Here is a 17,428-nt window from a genome sequence, read left to right as displayed (position 1 = left end):
CGGCCTGAAGTCGGTCTTTGACCCCGCGGTGACCTGCGGTTCAGTGTGTGGCGGCGTCCCCGAGCCAGCGGTGGAGCAATCCTTCGGGCACCTCTTCGGCGGTCAGCGCGAAGGCTCGGTGGTCGCTCCAGGCACCGTCAATATGCAGGAAGCGTTCGCGCAGGCCTTCATCACGGAACCCCAGCTTCTGCACCACGCGCAGACTGGAGGCGTTTTCGGGCCGAATATTGATCTCCATCCGGTGCAGCCCCAGCGTCGAAAAACAGTAGTCGGTGGCCAAGGCGACGGCATGCGGGGTGATTCCCCGGCCAGCGCGGCGGCCATCCACCCAATACCCCAGCGATGCGCTCAGCGCCGATCCCCAAAGAATGCCCGATACGGTGAGCTGGCCGACCATGGTCGGTTCACGTCGGTCGCTGGTACGCAGGCCGATCGCCCACGGAAGGGTCAGACCGGCCCGGGCCTGACGGTTCAGTGACGCAACCATGTCACGGTAGCTCGGCAACGGCCCCTCGGGACGCGGGGAGGTGGCTTCCCACGGTTGTAGCCATTCGGCATTGCGACGTTTCAGCGCCATCCATTCGGCCTTATCCCGGTAGCGCAGCGGCCGCAACACCAGATCACCGCTTTCCAATGCCACCGGCCACGAACCGGTCCCGAATCCCATGCTGTTAGCTTATCCGCAGCACCGCAGTTCCGAGGCCGCGGCGCCGCGTCACTTCAGCCGGGTAGCGGCTTCATCCTCGGCTTCGTGTAGCCACTGCCTTACCATCGAAGGGTGGAGACGATGTCGAAGGCGGCGGCCCGTACGCATTTCAGGGCCCTGCGTGCCGAAATGGATCCTGAACGACGCCGGCAGGAAGCTCTCGGCATCACCTCGGTTCTGCTCAGCTGGTTGGGTGAGGAGCGGAAGCGCACCCTGACCTCTGTTTTGTCTTTCGGCACCGAACCTGACACGGCAGCGCTTTTGGAGACGTTGCATGGTCTTGGCCACCGGATCCTGGTCCCCATCTGTGAGCCCGGGCGACAGCTCTCCTGGGCCGACTGGTACCCTGCGGTTCCCATGGCCCGGGCTACGGTGGCACCAATCGATGAACCCGTCGGGGAACGTCACGGGGTGGAGGTGATGGACGACGTCGATGTCGTCCTGGTCCCCGCACAGGTCGTGGATCCCGCTGGCGGGCGGTTGGGCCAGGGCGGCGGGTATTACGACCGCTTCATCGCTTCGCTGGCCACCCGCCCGACCCGTCCGGTGCTCTTGGCGATGGTTTACCAACATGAGCTGGTCCCGGAGGGGAGCTTCGAGGTCGGAGAGCTGGACCAACCGGTGGACGGGGTCATCACCGCCGCGGGAATCAGCTGGATCGGTCCTCAGCGCACCGTATGAGGTAGAATTGGCACTCGACGGATGTGAGTGCCAAAAAGGCCTCGATGGACCGCACAGGCCCTCCGCCGAGACCAGTGCAACGAAGGAAGATCATGCCTACATATGCCTACGCCTGCAAGGATTGCGGCCACACCTTCGACACCGTGCAGTCCTTCAGCGAGGATTCGCTGACCGAATGCCCCGAGTGCCAAGGATTGCTGCGTAAGAAGTTCAACAGCGTCGGTGTTGTCTTCAAGGGGTCGGGCTTCTACCGGACGGATTCACGGAATAGTTCCAACGGTTCCGCCCCGGCGAGCACGGAGTCATCCTCCGGGTCCAAGACCAGCGGATCGGATTCTTCCTCCACCGCGGATTCTTCCTCCAGCTCCTCGTCGAGTTCCTCGGCGGCCGCGTCCTCGGATTCCTCCTCCGCCTCCTCCGCGGGGCAAAAGGTCTCCTCGAACTCCTGACCGGCACCCCACAGGTGGACTGGGCTTCCATCGGCGGCGCCCTCATCCACAACCGGCATCTACTGGGCGGACACTACGGCCCGTTGAGCTTCCACTGGAAGCATGAGAAGCAGAGAACGCCGGATGGCAGCCAGCGGCCGAAGCACCGGGTACCGGCGCTCCTGGCGTGAAGTACTGGCCCGTTATCGCCGCCCGCTGGTTGCTGCCTTGGCCGCGTTGACGGTGGCCGTTGCCCTCTCGGCCGTGGCCCCCGAGCACACCGAGACGTCTGCCGTCGTCGTTGCTACCCGGGATCTTCCCTCGGGAGCCGTGCTGGATGCCTCGTCGGTACGGGTCGCCCATTTGGCGCGTGAGGCCCTGCCGCCCGGCATCCTCGATGACGTCGAAGCCGTTCTCGGGCAACAATTGGCTTTTCCTGCGGCCTCGGGCTCTCCGGTGGCTTCGGCCATGCTGGTCGGACCGGGGCTCCTGACGGGAACAGCTTCCGGGACCGTCGCCGTCCCCGTCAGGCCCAGCGATCCCGAAACCATTGGGCTGCTCTCCCCCGGCCAACTCGTCGACGTCGTCCTCAGCCAAGGCAATGGCTATGAACGGGCCGTTGACTCCAAGGTCATTGCCCGCAAGGTCCCGGTGTTGTGGGTGCCCACCGGTTCGGCCGACACCTGGCTCGATTCGGGACAGGCTGCGGGCATGGTCGTCGTCGCCGCATCACAAGAGGATTCGGCTGCACTGGCGGGGGCTGCCGCCCGCGGACGGATCTTCCTGGTCCTCGTCGGCCCCGGTGTCCCCTAGCCCCAGTGCGGAGGACGCTGTTCGCGCAACCACTGGTCGTGGTTTCCCTCGCTATCGCCCCAGCCCCGCGGGTCATCGTCACCGGCCCGGGTCGGGAGCACCGGGTCGGATCCCTGTCCTGCGGTGCGATCTGCTGGAGCACCGGCACCTAGATCGGCGGCGTGACGGCCGGCGGTGGACGTTTCATCCTGGCCGGCCCGGCTCTGATCCTGCTCGTCGGCTCCCATGTCATCCTCCCGATGGTGGTGGGTATCTGCCGGGTCACCCAGACCCAGGTAACGTGCCATAGTGGAGGCGATGCTGGCCGGGTCCGAGAACACGTCGATCGTCCACAAGGGGATATAGCGCCATCCCATGGTCTCCAGGAGTTGCGGGCGCAGACGGCTGCGTTCACGCACGGTCATGTTCCGGTACTCTTCGGTCCCATCGGAGACGACGGCCAACGGCAGCTCGGCCCCTTCGCTCGTATCCGCTGCCTGGGCGGCAAGATCCAGCACACCACGGTAGCGTTCCTTCACGATGGCCCCGGCGGCTTCGAGCCGCTCCTTCAGATCCGCTACCAGCGGGTCCTCCAAGGGGTGCCCATCACCGGTGACACCTGATTCGCCGGAGAGCACACGGCCCACCAACTCGATGAATTGTCGGGCCCCGCCGGTCACCCGGTCCATATCCATGTCCTCGGGTGCCACGGCGCTGACCAGATGCAGCAGGTCGCGTGAACGTGTCACCCCGGTCACGAAGAGCTCGTCGCCACGTTCCGAGGACAGTGCACCGAAATCGTGCAGGCTCTTGCCATGCGGGGTCCGCCCGTAGCCGAGCGAGAAGATCACGGCATCACGGACCAACCCGTGGGCACGTTCCACCGAAGAAACCTGGAAGGCTTCCACGCGTTCCTTGAAGAAGGGCTGCGCCCCCGGATGGTTGGGCAGCTGCAGGGAAATGGCCTCGGCGATCCTGGCGGCGTGACGCTGGTTCGCGGCGATCACTGCCAGGGAACGGTGCGGCCGGCGGCGGATATGGCTAAAGACCAGATCCACGACCCGGTTGACTTCAGCGACGGTCGTCTCCACCGATTCCCCGCCCGAACCGGGCATCCCTGTTCCGTCCGGAACATAGTCCACCGACAGCGAGGGGGTTCCCCCGGACATCGCCCGGGCGGCCGGCAGCCGGTGCAGCGATCCCGAATAGTAGGCACGCCCCAAGGCTTCGGTCAGTCCCTCATCGACGCCCCGGTACACGGTGCGCAAGCGCCGCAGGGGCAGCACGGTGGAGAGTTCCTCGAAGGTGCTGGCTGGTTCGTGGGGTGCACGGGCCGAGGCGGTGGGATCGACCGAGACGTTGAAGCCACGCGGTTTGCCCAGCATGGCGTCGCCGAAGGCGATGACCTGTCCCGAACGGCTGATGGAGCCCACCGCCGAACGGAGCGACAGGGCATCAGCATCGAGCAGGATCACTGCGTCGAATTCGACATCTTCGGGGACGACGGCGGGGATCAGTAGCGGGGAACCGATCCAGACAGGGACCAGGGCGTTGACCAGTCCGACCCCCAGACCGGCGACGTCCTCCAAGGTGGGCTCGCCGTTCTTGAGCAGGGAACGCAGTTCACGGGAGGCGGCCCGGTGGTCGGCCAAAGCTGCCTTCCACCGTTGGGCCAGTTGCCACCTCAGGCGTGAGGCGCCCGAAGCGATATGGGCGTTGTCGGCCAGGCGGTATTCGGCCTCAAGTCGGCGCAGGCTCGCGCCGTCGGACATGGCCAGGTATTCGTCACCGGAGATCATGGCCTCCAAGGCCGACTGCCACCAGGCCAGATCCAGCTCGGCAGCCACCTCATCGGCGTCGACTTCGCGTTCGGCCAGATCCTCGAGCAGTTCACCGAGTCCCTGTTCACGCAGTTGCTCCAGGACCAGGGTGCGTTCGGGCAAGACGTGCAAGGCGTTCTCGTCGTCAACGAGGTCCTTCAGCCGGGTCACCAGCTCCTCCAGCGGCAGGTGCTGCAGTTCGTCATCGGCGTCCACGGGGGCCAGGGCCTCATCGAGTCGGGCAATCCGCGCTGCGGCGTCGAGGTAGGCCTTATTCAGTTCGATGAGTCCGGTGGGAACCTTGGGATGCCGCTGGCTCGTGGCATAGCTATTCCACATTTCGCGCTGCTGCTGGACCTCGATGATGGAGGTGTGCAGATCGGAGATATGTACACCGGGGCGCACGTATTCCTTGGCCACACGGCGAAGCCGCGAACGGGTGATGGAGCTCATCTCGATACCGCGTTCTCGGCGCCACGAGGAGCTGGCGGTGGCGCTGATGAGGTCCTCGACCGAACGGTCGAAGATATCCGGTTCGAATTTGTCCAGGGACCCGCGGACAGCCACCAGCAGGTCCAGCTGGGCACCCCATTCCACGAAGGTCTCCCCCAGGGTGATTTCTGAGTGTTCGGCGACCTTGAGCATCTGGGCGTGCAGTTTGGGCAGGTCTTCTGCCAATGAGCTGGCAATCTCCAAGGCGTCATCGGTCTCCCGACGATTGCGTAGGCGCGCCCCGTACCAGGGGCTGGCCGTGGTGGAGGCGGTGAAACTGCCGACTTCGGCAGCCCGGCGCAGTCGCACCGCTGTTTCTTCGCGGTCGCTGATGCTGTCCAATACGGAGCGTTTGAGCCGAACCGAGGTGGCCGGTGCCGGGTCCATGGAGGTGAGGCGGGCCAGTTCCTGCATCGCCTGGTAGGGCGAACATCCCCAACGGCTGCGCACATCGTGGAGGGAGTTCACGTGGTCCAGGAGGGCATGGCGGTGCTCGGTCAGACGCTGGTGGAGCTGACCCAGCTGTGGTTCGGCGGCACGTTCGTTCCGCAGGATCGCCTGGGTTAGCTGGTCGCGCAGTTCCTCGGGCCCGACCTCTGGCGACAGGCGCAGGGCCATGGACGCCAGATCAAGTTCGGCCAATTTTTCGGTCAGGCTCCGCGCGGTTTCCCGGCGTTCGGCCACGATGAGCACCCGTTTGCCTTGGCCGGCCAAGATCGCCGCGGCGTTGACGGCCGTTTGGGTCTGCCCGGTTCCGGGTGGGCTGGAGACGACGACGGATTCCCCGGCATCGACCAGGTCGAGGACCTCCTGCTGGCTGGCATCCGCGTCCAGGACCAGGGCCTCGTCCGCGGGATGACGTTCGTCGCTGCTCAGGACGGTGACCTCGGGTTCCTGCACGACGACTTCCTCGCCGGCGTCCTCGTCCAGCAGGCGGGAAATCACCGGGTGGGTGACGTCGATGCGCGAGGGGTCGGCGGGATCTGCCAAATCAGCGAAGGTCGATACGAGCAAACGGTGTTCGATGACGGTTCCCGGCAGGGAAGCCACCTGCTCCCGCAGGGTGTCCAACGCGCGGCGCGGATCGAACCGGGCGGTCATATACGCGGCGCCTTCGAGGGCCTCCACGTCGATGTCCAGTCCTTGCTGCTCCTGGAAGTAGCGCACCAGCGCCGGGTTCACCTGGGCTCGCCCGGCCAGCTGGACTTCGTCTTCTTCCTGTCCTTCCCGCTGGGTCAACGAAATCCGCCCGAGCATGATCGGGGCGCTGAACTGTTCGGAACGACCATCTTGGACAGCCCGCCAGGTCGCCACGCCGGAAGCGAGGTATCCCACATCGATGCCGCGGTCCTCGGAGAGTTCGCGGATCTTCGCGCGCAATGCCCGTGCGGTGCGGCGGCCCTGGTTATAGGCGTCGACGTCACGCAGGAGCATGGACAGGCGGGTGCGCCGGCCGGCCAGGAACTGTGCCAACCCCGAGGGGTGGGCGTGGGTGATGTCGATGCAGTTGGACGTCGAACCGGCAAAGCGCAGCAGGGTATCGGTTCCCGCACCCGGACCGAGCTTCTCTAGCCAATCGGTCAATGCTGCCTCGCCTTGTTGCGTCCCTACCACCGGAACACCACCTTCCTCACATTTGGTCCCCCGTCAGAACCCGCCCAGCGCGGGGTGATGGAGATCGGCCAGTACGCAATCCTCAGCGCACGCCACTACTTAAGGTACGCGACCCCGGCACCTCGGTGCTTGATCGCAACACGTCCACGACGGGTTAAGCCAGCGAAGAGAGGGCCTGATGCCCTCCCTTCACCTCAGCTCAGGCCCCGACGGGGCCGTGGGCCTACTCCCATTCGATGGTTCCCGGGGGCTTGCTGGTGACGTCCAAGACCACCCGGTTGACCCCATCGACCTCGTTGGTGATCCGGTTGGAGATCCGCGCGAGCAGATCGTAGGGCAGCCGTGACCAGTCCGCGGTCATGGCGTCCTCGGAGGACACCGGACGCAAAACGATCGGATGCCCGTAGGTGCGGCCGTCGCCTTGAACGCCGACCGAACGCACGTCGGCCAACAGGACGACGGGCATCTGCCAGACCTCCTGATCAAGCCCGGCGTTGGTCAGTTCCGCGCGGGCGATGGCATCGGCCTTGCGCAGCAGCTCCAGCCGTTCCTCATCCACCGAGCCGATGATGCGGATGCCCAGCCCCGGGCCGGGGAAGGGCTGACGCTGCACGATTTCGGCTGGCAGGCCCAATTGGGCTCCGACGGCACGAACCTCATCCTTGAACAGTTCGCGGAGTGGTTCGACGAGCTCGAACTGCAGGTCCTCGGGCAGACCACCGACGTTGTGGTGGCTCTTGATGTTTGCAGCACCTTCGCCGCCCCCGGATTCGACGACGTCGGGGTAGAGGGTGCCTTGGACCAGGAAGCGCACCGGTTCGCCGGTATCTGCTGCTTCGGACATGATCGCTGCCTCGGCGGCTTCGAACGCGCGGATAAATTCGCGGCCGATGATCTTACGTTTGGTTTCGGGGTCGGTGACGTCCTTCAACGCGCTCAGGAAGCGTTCACGTTCGTCCGCGACATGCAGCTTGGCGCCGGTGGCCGCGACGAAATCGCGTTCAACCTGTTCGGCTTCGCCTTCGCGCAGTAGTCCGTGGTTGACGAAAACACAGGTCAGTTGGTCGCCGATGGCTTCCTGGACCAGCGCTGCCGCGACGGCCGAATCAACACCGCCGGACAGACCGCAGATCGCCCGGCCGGAACCGACCTGCCCGCGGATGCGGGCGACCTGCTCCTCAAGGATGTTCCCGGTGTTCCAGCTCGGTTCCAGGCCGGCACCGTTGAACAGGAAGTTCTCCAGAACCCGCTGCCCATAGACCGAGTGCTTGACCTCGGGGTGCCATTGGACGCCGAAGAGTCGTTTGTCTTCGTTGGCGAAGGCCGCCACGGGGGCGCCTTCGGTGGAGGCCAGGACGTCGAAGCCTTCCGGTGCTTCGTGCACCGAGTCGCCGTGGCTCATCCAGACCTGCTGGTCCTCCGGCAGTCCGGCCAGCAGGGAGCGTGAGACCCCGGTGGAGGTGGCATCGGTGGACCCGTATTCCCGCAGGCCGGTCTGGGCGACTTTTCCGCCCAGGGCGTTGGCCATCGCTTGGAAGCCGTAACAGATGCCCAAGACCGGCACACCGGCCTCGAAGAGGTCTGAGCCGACGCTCGGGGCACCGTCAGCGTAAACGCTGGAGGGCCCGCCGGAGAGGATGATGGCCGCTGGATTCTTGGCCAAGATCTGCTCGGTCGTAAAGGTGTGCGGAACGATCTCCGAATACACATTGGCCTCACGGACGCGGCGTGCGATCAGCTGCGCGTACTGGGCTCCGTAGTCGACGACCAGAACCGGCTGGTGCTCTGGGGTGGGTGCTGGGTTGCTCACGCGCTCCAGCTTAGTCGCCAGCGGGCGTCGACCGCACCTTCACCCTCGGGACCGCGTTTTTCCTCAGTAGCGTTTGGCCGCCTCGGGGTGTTCACGCAGCTCCCGTTCGACCTCCCCGTGGACCTTTTTTTCCATGTAGAACGAGAGCAACGGCACGACCCCGCCCAGGGCGATCGTGATGAACCGGCTGAAGGGCCAGCGCATTTTGGACCACAGGTTGAAATCGGCCAGCAGGTAAATCACGTACATCCAGCCGTGGACGATCAACACCGTGGTGGAGAGGTTCAGCGAGCCGAGGTAGGCCTCGAAGCTGAAGGCATATTTGGCGATCATCTCCACGCAGAGCAAGAGCAACATCACGCCGGTGGCGTAGGCGAGCACGCGATAGAAGGTTGCTGCCGTGCGGATTTGTGCTGGCGTTCCGGCGAAGCGGCGCTTGCGGGGTGCTGGACTGGGTTGCTGGGTCACTGCTGGTCCTCATGAGTCGGGGGGTTGGTTGCTGCCTGGGCTTCGGCCAGAGCGTCTTCGATGTCTTCTTGTTGACGCCGGTAGTCGTCGACGACCAGACGCCACCAGAGGAAGACGGCAAAGCCTGCGAAGACGACCCATTCGATGCCGTAGAAGATATTCAGCCAGTTCAGCGGCTGTTCTTGGGGTTGGGGTCCAACAGTGACCTCGTCCAACCCGACGGACGTCGCACCAGCGTCCGCCCCATCGGGGCCGGTGACCTGGGAGGCGACGATGAAGCCGCTATAGGAAGGCACGTCCCAGATGTTGATGAGTTCGGCGACCGAGAGGGAGCGCAATGCCGGATCGCCATCGGGCTTCTGGTCGATCGGCGCTTCGGTGGGAAGCAGCCGACCGGTGACTTCCAGCTCGCCGGCCGGAGCGGCCGGCGGCGTCGTCGATTCGGGCTGCCAGCCCCGGACAACGGGGATCGTGTTCTTATCCGGTACACCGTCGACGGCGAAGGCAGAGACGACCCAGAATCCCTGGGTTCCGTCTTGGACGCGGCCTCTCACCAGGACTTCCTTATCCTTCAGAAAGCGCCCCTTGGCTGTCACGACTTGGTCAGCAACCGATTCGAACATCACCGTTTCGGGCTCGAAGTGGTCGGTCAACGGCACCGATGATTCGGTGGTGGATACCGGCGGCGGCGGCGCATCCTGGGATCTGGAGAACTGCCACTGGCTCAGCAGCACGAAGCCGCTCGCCAACAAAAGGGCCCCCAGCAGAGCGAGGATCCATTTGGGCTTCAGGGCAGTCTTCAACACACACCCAACCGTACTTCGATTGCTTGTAGAAGAGCGAATGCACCGGCGGCATAGCCCACAAAAAAATATGTCAAGAACATATTGACACCACGTCAGTGTCAAGGAAATATTGACGCCATGCTTTCTTCTCCCTCCACCGACCGTCACCCACGGAAGACGAACCGGAGGATTCCCTGGGTCATCGCGGCAGCCACGATCGCCGTGTTGGTGGTCGCCGCACCGCGCGCCCTGCCCGCGGAGGCACCCACCGGCGACCACGGGTTGGCCACCCGAATTACCGAAGGCCCCGGGGCACCTTCGGGAGACTTTGCTGCCGCCGTCATCCACGACGGCACGGTGGACTTCGCCGGGCGCGGGGCCGACGAGCACACGGCCTTCGAGGTCGGTTCGATCAGCAAGGTCTTCGGCGGGATGCTGCTGGCCGATGCCATTGACCGCGAAGAGGTCACCGCCAACACGACGCTGGGAGAGGTCTTCGGCTATCCCACCGACGGTTCCGGGGCCATCACCCTCCAACAACTCGCGACCCACACCTCCGGCCTGCCCCGCATGCCGAGATCGGTACCCTTTTTCGTCGGAGGCTTCCTTGCACAGTTCGCCAACACGAATTCCAGCGCCCAGTCCGTCGACGAAGTGATCAAGCTGGGACGCAACTCCCACCCGGATGAGGATCCCGGCTTCGCCTATTCGAACTTCGGAGCGGCCTTGCTGGGGCAGGCACTGGCCCAGGTCGCGGGAACCAGTTATCCCCAACTCGTCAAGGAGCGGATCACCGGTCCGCTGGGGATGGACCGCACCTGGGTTCAGCCGGTGGATGCCGGCACCAGCTCTGCCACGCAGGGCTCAGCACCACGGTTGCCAACGCCGATGGCCACCGGGCATTTGGCTTCCGGACATGTTGCCGCCGCCTGGCCCATGGATGGGTTCGCACCGGCCGGCGGAATCCATTCCACGGCAGAGGACCTGGTGCTGTTGGCTCAAGCAGTACTCGATGGGACCGTCCCCGGCAGAACGAGCCTGGACCCGGTTGCTGACAACGCAACCGACGGGAAGGTGGGGCTGGCCTGGATGATCACTTCCGGAACCGGCCAATCATCGGATGACCACGAAGTCATCTGGCACAACGGGATGACCGGCGGCTTCGCCACCTACCTGGGTCTGCAACCAGACGCGGACCGCGCCGTCGTCGTACTCTCGGGCACGGCCCTCGGCGTGGACGAAGCAGGACTCGATCTCTTAAACGGAGGCAGCCAATGAGCACCGTGATCAGCTACGCGGTTCCCTTCATCCTGCTGGCCTTGACGACCCCCTGGTGCCTGCGAATGCTGCGCACGACGAACGCGGAACCGGCGCTGAACCGCATCACTCAGTTGACGGGCATGACGGCCCTCGCAGCTTTGGGAGCGGTGGTCCTCCGGGCCGGCATCGTCCCGTTGTGGTCCTGGTATCCCACCGCTGTGGCCGTGGGCGTGGGCGCCATTGCCCTCAGCGTCCGCTGGCCGGTCCTGGTCCGTAGCGGCGCCGCTGAACGGAGGATCCGCACCGTCGTGTCGCTCGTAATCAATGGCGCGCTTCTGGTAGTGGTGTCATATGGATTCCTCCGCTGACGACCCGGCCGAGACGACGGCTCGGGCTCGCCGTGCTGAGAAGCTGGCGGCCCGGCTCGCGGACCCTCTCGAAGCGGACGGGGCCGTGACCGCCCTCCGGCAGGCCGAGGAGTTGAAATACCTGGCCGGTGACCTCCTGACCGCCGCGGCATCCCGCGCCCATGATGCCGGTCTGAGCTGGCAGGACATCGGCAACCAGCTGGGCATCTCGCGGCAGGCCGCTTATCAGCGATTCGCTTCCGGTAGCTCGGCCGACGACGGACGACGGCGAGAAGACCGCGAGCTCGTCCAACAGATCAGGGAGCTTTTCGCGGCCATCGATTCTGGTGACATCGATCGGATCGGCACCGAATTCACCCCGCGCATGCTGGCCCAGGTCCCCCCATCCACCGTGAGGGCACTCTGGGCCGATGCCGTCGACTCCCTGGGTCCCTTCGACCGCCTGACTGCGGCCACGGTACGGCGCAATGGTTCCACGCGCTTCGTGCACTGTTCGCTGGTCTTTGCCGACGGCCTCCTCGAGGGGCGGGCGGCAGTGGACCGCTCCGGCAAGGTCGCCGGTCTGCTGATCACCGATCCGGGGTTCACGCCGCCGGCGGGCTGAACCTGGCCGGCAGCAACTGCCGCACCGTGGAACGACTAGACGTCGGTGAAGTCGACCGTGGAATTGATCAGGTCGGCAATGACCTCGGCGTCGTAGGCGCGCCGCAGGGATTCGCGGAAGGACGGCTTGACCAGGCTGCGGGCCAGGGTCGCCAAGACCTGCAGATGCAGTGAATAGCTTCCCGCGGGGGTCGCCAGCAGCAGGACGACCGTGGCCGGCCCGTCCACCGAACCGAAGTCCAAAGAGTGCCCGAAGGCCGTGATCCCCACGGCAATGGACACCTTGTCGGCGTGAACGGTCCGGGCATGGGGCATGCCGATCCCCCCGGGCAGGCCGGTAGCGAGTTGGTGTTCGCGGGAGTTGACCTCCCCCACGAACCCCTCCAAGTCAGCGATCCGACCGGCGTCGAACAGTTTGCCGGCCAGCAACCGGACGGCCTCCTGCCGATCGGCCGCCTCCATTTCGAGGACCACCAATTCAGGGGTCGTGAGTTCATCGTGCTGTTCAATCGCGGACGGGGACAATGTCTTCCACATTCAGTCGTGTTTCATCGGCGGACTCGTCGTCGGGTTGTTCCTGGCTGGCGCGTTCGGCAGCCACCCGGGCTTCATAGAACGCCACTTCGCGTTCGCATTGTGCCTGGCTCCAGCCCAGCAGCGGAGCCATGATTCCGGCGACGACCGGGGCAGCAGCCACTCCCCGGTCCCAGGACTCGATGGAGACCCTGGTCCGGCGCGTCAACACGTCTTCGACGTGCCGTGCCCCTTCATGGGTGGTCGCATAAACGACTTCCGCGGCCAGGTAGTCGTCGGCCCCGGGCAGCGGGCGGGCCAACTCAGGGTCTGAGGTGGCCAGGGCCAGCACATCACGGGCCAGCGAACCGTAACGGCCCAGCAGGTGTTCGATCCGGGAAACATGCAGTCCGGAGGTTCTGGCCAGACGATGCCGGCTGTTCCATGCCGCCTGGTAGCCCTCGGCCCCCAACAACGGAATCGTTTCGGTGCAGGAAACCGGGGCGTTCAGGTCCATTGAACGCACCGCCTCGTCGATCGCGTCGCGGGCCATGACCCGGTAGGTGGTGTATTTACCCCCGGCCACGACCACCAGCCCCGGGACCGGGTGGGTCACGACGTGTTCACGGGAGAGCTTGGCCGTGGAATCGGATTCTCCGGCCAGTAATGGGCGCAGCCCCGCATACACGCCTTCGACGTCCTCGCGGGTCAACGGACGCTTCAGCACCTTGTTCACATGGTCGAGGATGTAGTCGATGTCCTCGCTGGACGCCGCCGGGTGGGCCTTGTCCAAGGTCCAGGCGGTATCGGTGGTCCCGATGATCCAATGCCGCCCCCAGGGGATGACGAAGAGTACCGATTTTTCGGTGCGCAGGATCAATCCGACCGTCGATTGGAAGCGGTCGCGCGGGACCACCAGGTGCACGCCCTTCGAGGCCTTGACCCGCAGCTGTCCCCGATCGGTCACCAGATCCTGGGTTTCGTCGGTCCAGACGCCGGTGGCGTTGACAATCTGTTTGGCCCTGACAGTGAAATCTTCTCCGCTCTCCTGGTCCGCGAGCTGGGCACCGACCACACGTCCTGCCTCGCGGACGAAGTCCACGACCTTGACCCGGTTGGCCGCCACAGCGCCGTAATTTGCTGCCGTTCGGACCAGGTCCATGACCAGACGCGCGTCGTCGACCTGTGCATCGTAATAGCGGATCGAACCGACGAAGGCCTCGTCCTTGAGGCTCGGTGCGCTGCGTAGTGTCGCCTTCCGGCTCAGGTGCCGGTGGAAGGGCACCCCACGGCTATGCCCGGAGGCCAGCGACATCCCGTCGTAGAGGGCAATGCCCGCCCCGACGTAGGGACGTTCGATGAAGCGCTTGGTCAGCGGGTAGAGGAACGGGACGGGCCGGACCAGATGCGGGGCGATCCGGTCAATGAGGAGTCCCCGCTCCTGCAGGGCCTCGCGCACCAGCGCGAAGTCCAACATTTCCAGATAGCGCAGCCCACCGTGGATGAGCTTGGAAGAACGCGAAGAGGTCCCTGCGGCCCAGTCGCGGGCCTCGACGATGGCGACCTTCAACCCCCGGGTTGCTGCATCGAGGGCGGCTCCGGCACCGACGACTCCCCCACCGATGATCAGCAGGTCCAGTTCGGCTTCGGGGTCGGCACTGGTCGCCCGCATCGTCTCGAGTGAGGCGGCGCGGAAGGCCGGGTCAAGAACCCCCCGGGTTGATGTGGCGCCCGGTTCTCCGTGCTGCATCCGTGGTGTCATGCTACCCAGCTTCGTACGGGGAGACGACGACGTCAACGCGTTGGAATTCCTTCAGATCCGAATACCCGGTGGTTGCCATGGCCCGACGCAAGGCGCCAATCAGGTTCGAGGTGCCGTTGGTGTGGCGCGAGGGCCCGAGCAGGACTTCCTCGAGCGGCCCAACGGTTCCCACGCGAACCCTATCCCCGCGGGGGCTGTTGTCGTGGTGGGCTTCGACTCCCCAATGCCAGCCACGCCCCGGAGCCTCTTCGGCCCGGGCCAGCGCACTGCCGAGCATGACGGCGTCGGCGCCCATGGCAATGGCCTTGACGATATCGCCGCTGGTCCCCAGGCCGCCATCGGCGATGACATGGACGTAGCGTCCCCCGGATTCGTCCAGGTAGTCGCGGCGTGCGGCGGCCACATCGGAGATGGCGGTGGCCATCGGAGCATGGATGCCCAGGGCCCGGCGGGTCGTGGCGGTGGCCCCTCCCCCGAAACCGACCAGGACGCCGGCGGCACCGGTACGCATCAGGTGCAGGGCCGGGGTGTATCCGGCGGCGCCGCCGACGATGACCGGGACGTCGAGCTCGTAGATGAACTGTTTGAGGTTCAGCGGTTCTTGGTTCTGCGACACGTGTTCGGCCGAGACGGTGGTGCCGCGGATGACGAAGATGTCCACCCCGGCGTCGATCACCGTCCGGTAGTACTCCTGGGTCCGCTGCGGGGTCAGGGAGCCGGCCACCGTGACCCCGGCATCGCGGATTTCCGCCAGCCGCGAGGTGATCAGTTCGGCTTGGATCGGCGCCTGGTAGAGCTCCTGCAGCCGGGCCGTGACGGCAGGGTTGACGTGTTCGCCCAGGGTCCTATCGTCCTCGACCTTGGACTCGAGCGAGGCAATCTCCTCCAACACCGGTTCCGGATCCTCGTACCGGGTCCACAGCCCCTCGAGGTTCAGGACCCCGAGGCCGCCGAACCTGCCCAGGGAGATGGCCATGGCCGGGCTCATCACCGAGTCCATCGGGGCACCGATGATGGGGCTGCTGAACTGGTAGGCGTCGATCTGCCAGTTCACTGACACGTCCTGCGGATCACGGGTGCGGCGGGTGGGGACGACGGCGACGTCATCCAGTGAGTAGGCGCGCACGCCACGTTTTGCCCGGCCGATCTCAATCTCATAAGTCACCGGCCTAGCCTATCAGCGCCGCTCCCACCGGGTGGGGCTTCGTGACCTGGGGGCTCTGCCCCGAGAAGAAACGCCGGCCACCACGCAAAATCACCGATTCTCCCCAGACCGTCTGAACGCGCCATAATGGATCTGGCCGTTTGAACGGACTGCCCTTCCGTCACGGATCGGACTGGTTCCCCGGCGCTCCATAGCTCCGGGCCGCTGCCTCCACGACAGGTTCATTCCCGGCACCTCCCACAGCAGGAAAGCCACCCATGCAGCAGAATCTCTGCGGCCTCGATCCGGTCTCGGCCGGTGCGGCCGACCACCCGACGGCACCCGCCCCGGTGCACCAGCAGACACCGGTAGGACGGCACCCGAGTCCGGTGCGCCCATGAGCCGGGATCCCGTGCTGACCGATCAGCAACCAGCACCGGATGGTTCCGGGGCCGGGCCAGCCACGGGGTACTCCCCCGACCGCGAGCTCAAACGCGGATTGAGCAGCCGTCACCTGCAGATGATCGCCATCGGCGGTTCCATCGGCACCGGGCTGTTCGTCGCCTCGGGCGGTACGATCGCCCAGGCCGGCCCGGGAGGTGCGCTGGTCGCCTACGCAGCAGTCGGCCTGATGGTGTTCCTGCTGATGCAGTCGCTCGGGGAGATGTCGGCCAAGCTTCCGGTAGCCGGCTCTTTTCAAACCTTCGCCACCCGTTTCGTCTCGCCCTCATTCGGATTCGCCATCGGGTGGAACTACTGGTTCAACTGGGCGATCACCGTGGCAGCCGAGCTGGTTGCTGCAGGAATTGTGATGTCCTTCTGGCTGCCCGACGTTCCCGGCTGGGTCTGGGCCGGCCTCTTCCTGACAGTACTCACGGGTTTGAACGCCCTCTCGTCCCGGGCCTTTGGCGAAAGCGAATTTTGGCTGGCCCTGATCAAGGTCCTGGCCGTCGTGATCTTTTTGGTGGCCGGAGTCTTCATGATCCTCGGCATATTGGGACAGAACTCCCCCGGTCTGAGCCATTGGCAGAACCCCGGCGAAGTCTTCAACGGCGGCTGGGTGTCGATCATTTCCGTCTTCATGATCGCCGGGTTCTCCTTCCAGGGCACCGAACTGGTAGGGGTGGCTGCCGGCGAGGCGAAGAACCCACGGCGGGAGATCCCCCGGGCCATCCGCTCGGTCTTCTGGCGCATCATGCTCTTTTATATTGGAGCCATCTTCATCATCGGCTGCCTCATTCCCTTCACCGACCCGAGCCTCTTGGCCTCCGGGGAGGCCGATGTGGCCGCCTCCCCTTTCACCCTGGTCTTCGAAAGAGCGGGGATCGCTTTCGCTGCGGCCTTGATGAACGCCGTCATCCTCACCGCCATCCTCTCGGCCGGCAATTCGGGGCTCTATGCCTCGACCCGCATGCTCTACGCCCTGGCTCGAGACGGTCAGGCCCCGGCGATCTTCGGAAGGGTGAACACACGCGGCGTTCCCCTCCCGGCGCTGTTGGCCACCGCAGCCGTCGGCCTGTTCGGTTTCCTCAGCGCATTATTAGGTCAGGGCTCGGCTTACGCCTGGTTGGTGAATGTCTCGGGCCTTTCCGGCTTTCTGGTGTGGACGGGGATTGCCGTCTCCCACTACCGATTCCGCCGCGGCTTTCTGGCCCAGGGCCATGACGTCAGCGAACTGCCGTATCGGGCTGCCTTCTTCCCCATCGGTCCGCTATTGGCCTTCACGGTATTGCTGCTGGTGATTGCCGGACAAAACTATGAGGCCGTCGTTGCCGGACGAGGGCTGGAAGTCCTCTCCTCCTATATCGGCATCCCCCTCTTCTTGGGGCTCTGGATCATCCACCGTTGGGTCACCAAAAGCAGGGTCGTGCCCTGGGTGGACATGGATTTTTCGGCCCCATCGGAAGCCGAGATCGCCGCCGAGACCGAGTAGCCGACGGCGATTGGACAGATGATTCGTCCCGCGAGCCCTTCAGTTTCGCCAGAGGGCAACAGCCGAGGTAGCGCCTCTTCAGCGCCGGCATCAGTACCCCCAGTCGGATTCGAACCGACAACACAGAGATTTTAAGTCTCCCGCCTCTACCAATTGGGCTATGGGGGCCCATCCATAAATCCTACAAGAGTGCGCCGTCCCGCGATCACAACACGGCGCCGCGTCCTCCCGGGATTCCGGGTGGACGCG

The 17,428-nt window shown here is 65.2% G+C and carries 15 protein-coding genes, 1 tRNA gene and 1 pseudogene; 7 read left to right on the top strand and 10 right to left on the bottom strand.

Annotation, left to right across the window (positions count from 1 at the left end; all coding sequences use genetic code 11):
• Positions 1–40: 40 nt before the first annotated feature.
• Complete coding sequence (locus FM101_RS10835; RefSeq protein WP_086999498.1) at positions 41–667, bottom strand: GNAT family N-acetyltransferase; 627 nt, start codon at positions 665–667, stop codon at positions 41–43.
• Between the two features lie 120 nt (positions 668–787).
• On the opposite strand from FM101_RS10835, the gene FM101_RS10830 reads away from it, so the two are divergent.
• The gene (locus FM101_RS10830) at positions 788–1,387 is read left to right on the top strand and encodes a 5-formyltetrahydrofolate cyclo-ligase (RefSeq protein WP_086999496.1); all 600 of its coding nucleotides are present in this window, start codon (positions 788–790) and stop codon (positions 1,385–1,387) included.
• Between the two features lie 44 nt (positions 1,388–1,431).
• Positions 1,432–1,620: pseudogene (locus tag FM101_RS16135) on the top strand (FmdB family zinc ribbon protein); the annotation flags it as partial.
• A 14-nt stretch (positions 1,621–1,634) separates the two neighbouring features.
• Here the strand turns inward: FM101_RS16135 and FM101_RS16130 are convergent.
• The gene (locus FM101_RS16130; protein ID WP_342744392.1) at positions 1,635–1,895 is read right to left on the bottom strand and encodes a hypothetical protein; all 261 of its coding nucleotides are present in this window, start codon (positions 1,893–1,895) and stop codon (positions 1,635–1,637) included.
• 43 nt (positions 1,896–1,938) lie between these two features.
• Here FM101_RS16130 and cpaB point away from each other — a divergent pair, with 43 nt between their 5' ends.
• Complete coding sequence (gene cpaB / locus FM101_RS10820) at positions 1,939–2,628, top strand: Flp pilus assembly protein CpaB (RefSeq protein WP_086999492.1); 690 nt, start codon at positions 1,939–1,941, stop codon at positions 2,626–2,628.
• On the opposite strand, the gene FM101_RS10815 is transcribed toward cpaB, so the two are convergent.
• The 4 genes from FM101_RS10815 to FM101_RS10800 form a co-directional block, all read right to left on the bottom strand.
• Positions 2,625–6,503 (bottom strand): DUF4011 domain-containing protein, encoded by a 3,879-nt coding sequence (locus tag FM101_RS10815; RefSeq protein WP_143269273.1) that lies wholly within the window; start codon positions 6,501–6,503, stop codon positions 2,625–2,627. The two genes, cpaB and FM101_RS10815, sit on opposite strands and share 4 nt — an antisense overlap.
• A 253-nt stretch (positions 6,504–6,756) precedes the next feature.
• Entirely contained in the window at positions 6,757–8,343 is a 1,587-nt protein-coding gene (gene guaA, locus FM101_RS10810) for a glutamine-hydrolyzing GMP synthase (RefSeq protein WP_086999488.1), read from the bottom strand.
• A 63-nt stretch (positions 8,344–8,406) separates the two neighbouring features.
• Positions 8,407–8,811 (bottom strand): DUF3817 domain-containing protein, encoded by a 405-nt coding sequence (locus FM101_RS10805; protein ID WP_086999486.1) that lies wholly within the window; start codon positions 8,809–8,811, stop codon positions 8,407–8,409.
• Positions 8,808–9,617, bottom strand: coding sequence for an SURF1 family protein (locus tag FM101_RS10800; RefSeq protein WP_086999484.1), 810 nt, complete (start codon positions 9,615–9,617; stop codon positions 8,808–8,810). The genes FM101_RS10805 and FM101_RS10800 overlap by 4 nt, the downstream gene beginning before the upstream one ends.
• Positions 9,618–9,734: 117 nt before the next feature.
• On the opposite strand from FM101_RS10800, the gene FM101_RS10795 reads away from it, so the two are divergent.
• From FM101_RS10795 to FM101_RS10785, 3 genes are read left to right on the top strand one after another with little or no spacing between them, the layout of a single operon-like run.
• Positions 9,735–10,874: a serine hydrolase domain-containing protein gene (locus FM101_RS10795; RefSeq protein WP_086999482.1), complete on the top strand. Its 1,140-nt coding sequence runs from the start codon at positions 9,735–9,737 to the stop codon at positions 10,872–10,874.
• Positions 10,871–11,224 (top strand): hypothetical protein, encoded by a 354-nt coding sequence (locus tag FM101_RS10790; RefSeq protein ID WP_086999480.1) that lies wholly within the window; start codon positions 10,871–10,873, stop codon positions 11,222–11,224. The genes FM101_RS10795 and FM101_RS10790 overlap by 4 nt, the downstream gene beginning before the upstream one ends.
• Positions 11,208–11,828 (top strand): hypothetical protein, encoded by a 621-nt coding sequence (locus tag FM101_RS10785; protein WP_086999478.1) that lies wholly within the window; start codon positions 11,208–11,210, stop codon positions 11,826–11,828. Before FM101_RS10790 ends, FM101_RS10785 begins: the two co-directional genes overlap by 17 nt.
• Before the next feature lie 35 nt (positions 11,829–11,863).
• Here FM101_RS10785 and FM101_RS10780 read toward each other — a convergent pair whose 3' ends face one another.
• From FM101_RS10780 to FM101_RS10770, 3 genes are read right to left on the bottom strand one after another with little or no spacing between them, the layout of a single operon-like run.
• Entirely contained in the window at positions 11,864–12,364 is a 501-nt protein-coding gene (locus FM101_RS10780; protein ID WP_086999476.1) for a PTS sugar transporter subunit IIA, read from the bottom strand.
• Positions 12,333–14,090: a glycerol-3-phosphate dehydrogenase/oxidase gene (locus tag FM101_RS10775; protein WP_087000019.1), complete on the bottom strand. Its 1,758-nt coding sequence runs from the start codon at positions 14,088–14,090 to the stop codon at positions 12,333–12,335. The genes FM101_RS10780 and FM101_RS10775 overlap by 32 nt, the downstream gene beginning before the upstream one ends.
• A 13-nt stretch (positions 14,091–14,103) precedes the next feature.
• The gene (locus tag FM101_RS10770; protein WP_086999474.1) at positions 14,104–15,267 is read right to left on the bottom strand and encodes a GuaB3 family IMP dehydrogenase-related protein; all 1,164 of its coding nucleotides are present in this window, start codon (positions 15,265–15,267) and stop codon (positions 14,104–14,106) included.
• 376 nt (positions 15,268–15,643) lie between these two features.
• Here FM101_RS10770 and FM101_RS10765 point away from each other — a divergent pair, with 376 nt between their 5' ends.
• Positions 15,644–17,179: an amino acid permease gene (locus FM101_RS10765; protein ID WP_096224350.1), complete on the top strand. Its 1,536-nt coding sequence runs from the start codon at positions 15,644–15,646 to the stop codon at positions 17,177–17,179.
• 94 nt (positions 17,180–17,273) lie between these two features.
• Here the strand turns inward: FM101_RS10765 and FM101_RS10760 are convergent.
• Positions 17,274–17,347 (bottom strand) — tRNA-Leu (locus tag FM101_RS10760).
• Between the last annotated feature and the right edge of the window lie 81 nt (positions 17,348–17,428).

The organism is Arthrobacter rhombi (assembly GCF_900163545.1).
GTDB lineage: Bacteria > Actinomycetota > Actinomycetes > Actinomycetales > Micrococcaceae > Arthrobacter_H > Arthrobacter_H rhombi_A.
This window is presented reverse-complemented; position numbering and strand designations above follow the sequence as displayed.

Bases quoted from the DNA above. Each gene is read 5' to 3' on its own strand.
- FM101_RS10835 (WP_086999498.1), bottom strand. From the start codon at position 667: ATGGGATTCGGGACCGGTTCGTGGCCGGTGGCATTGGAAAGCGGTGAT.
- FM101_RS10830 (WP_086999496.1), top strand. From the start codon at position 788: ATGTCGAAGGCGGCGGCCCGTACGCATTTCAGGGCCCTGCGTGCCGAA.
- FM101_RS16130 (WP_342744392.1), bottom strand. From the start codon at position 1,895: ATGCCGGTTGTGGATGAGGGCGCCGCCGATGGAAGCCCAGTCCACCTG.
- cpaB (WP_086999492.1), top strand. From the start codon at position 1,939: ATGAGAAGCAGAGAACGCCGGATGGCAGCCAGCGGCCGAAGCACCGGG.
- FM101_RS10795 (WP_086999482.1), top strand. From the start codon at position 9,735: ATGCTTTCTTCTCCCTCCACCGACCGTCACCCACGGAAGACGAACCGG.
- FM101_RS10790 (WP_086999480.1), top strand. From the start codon at position 10,871: ATGAGCACCGTGATCAGCTACGCGGTTCCCTTCATCCTGCTGGCCTTG.
- FM101_RS10785 (WP_086999478.1), top strand. From the start codon at position 11,208: ATGGATTCCTCCGCTGACGACCCGGCCGAGACGACGGCTCGGGCTCGC.
- FM101_RS10780 (WP_086999476.1), bottom strand. From the start codon at position 12,364: ATGTGGAAGACATTGTCCCCGTCCGCGATTGAACAGCACGATGAACTC.
- FM101_RS10775 (WP_087000019.1), bottom strand. From the start codon at position 14,090: ATGCAGCACGGAGAACCGGGCGCCACATCAACCCGGGGGGTTCTTGAC.
- FM101_RS10765 (WP_096224350.1), top strand. From the start codon at position 15,644: ATGAGCCGGGATCCCGTGCTGACCGATCAGCAACCAGCACCGGATGGT.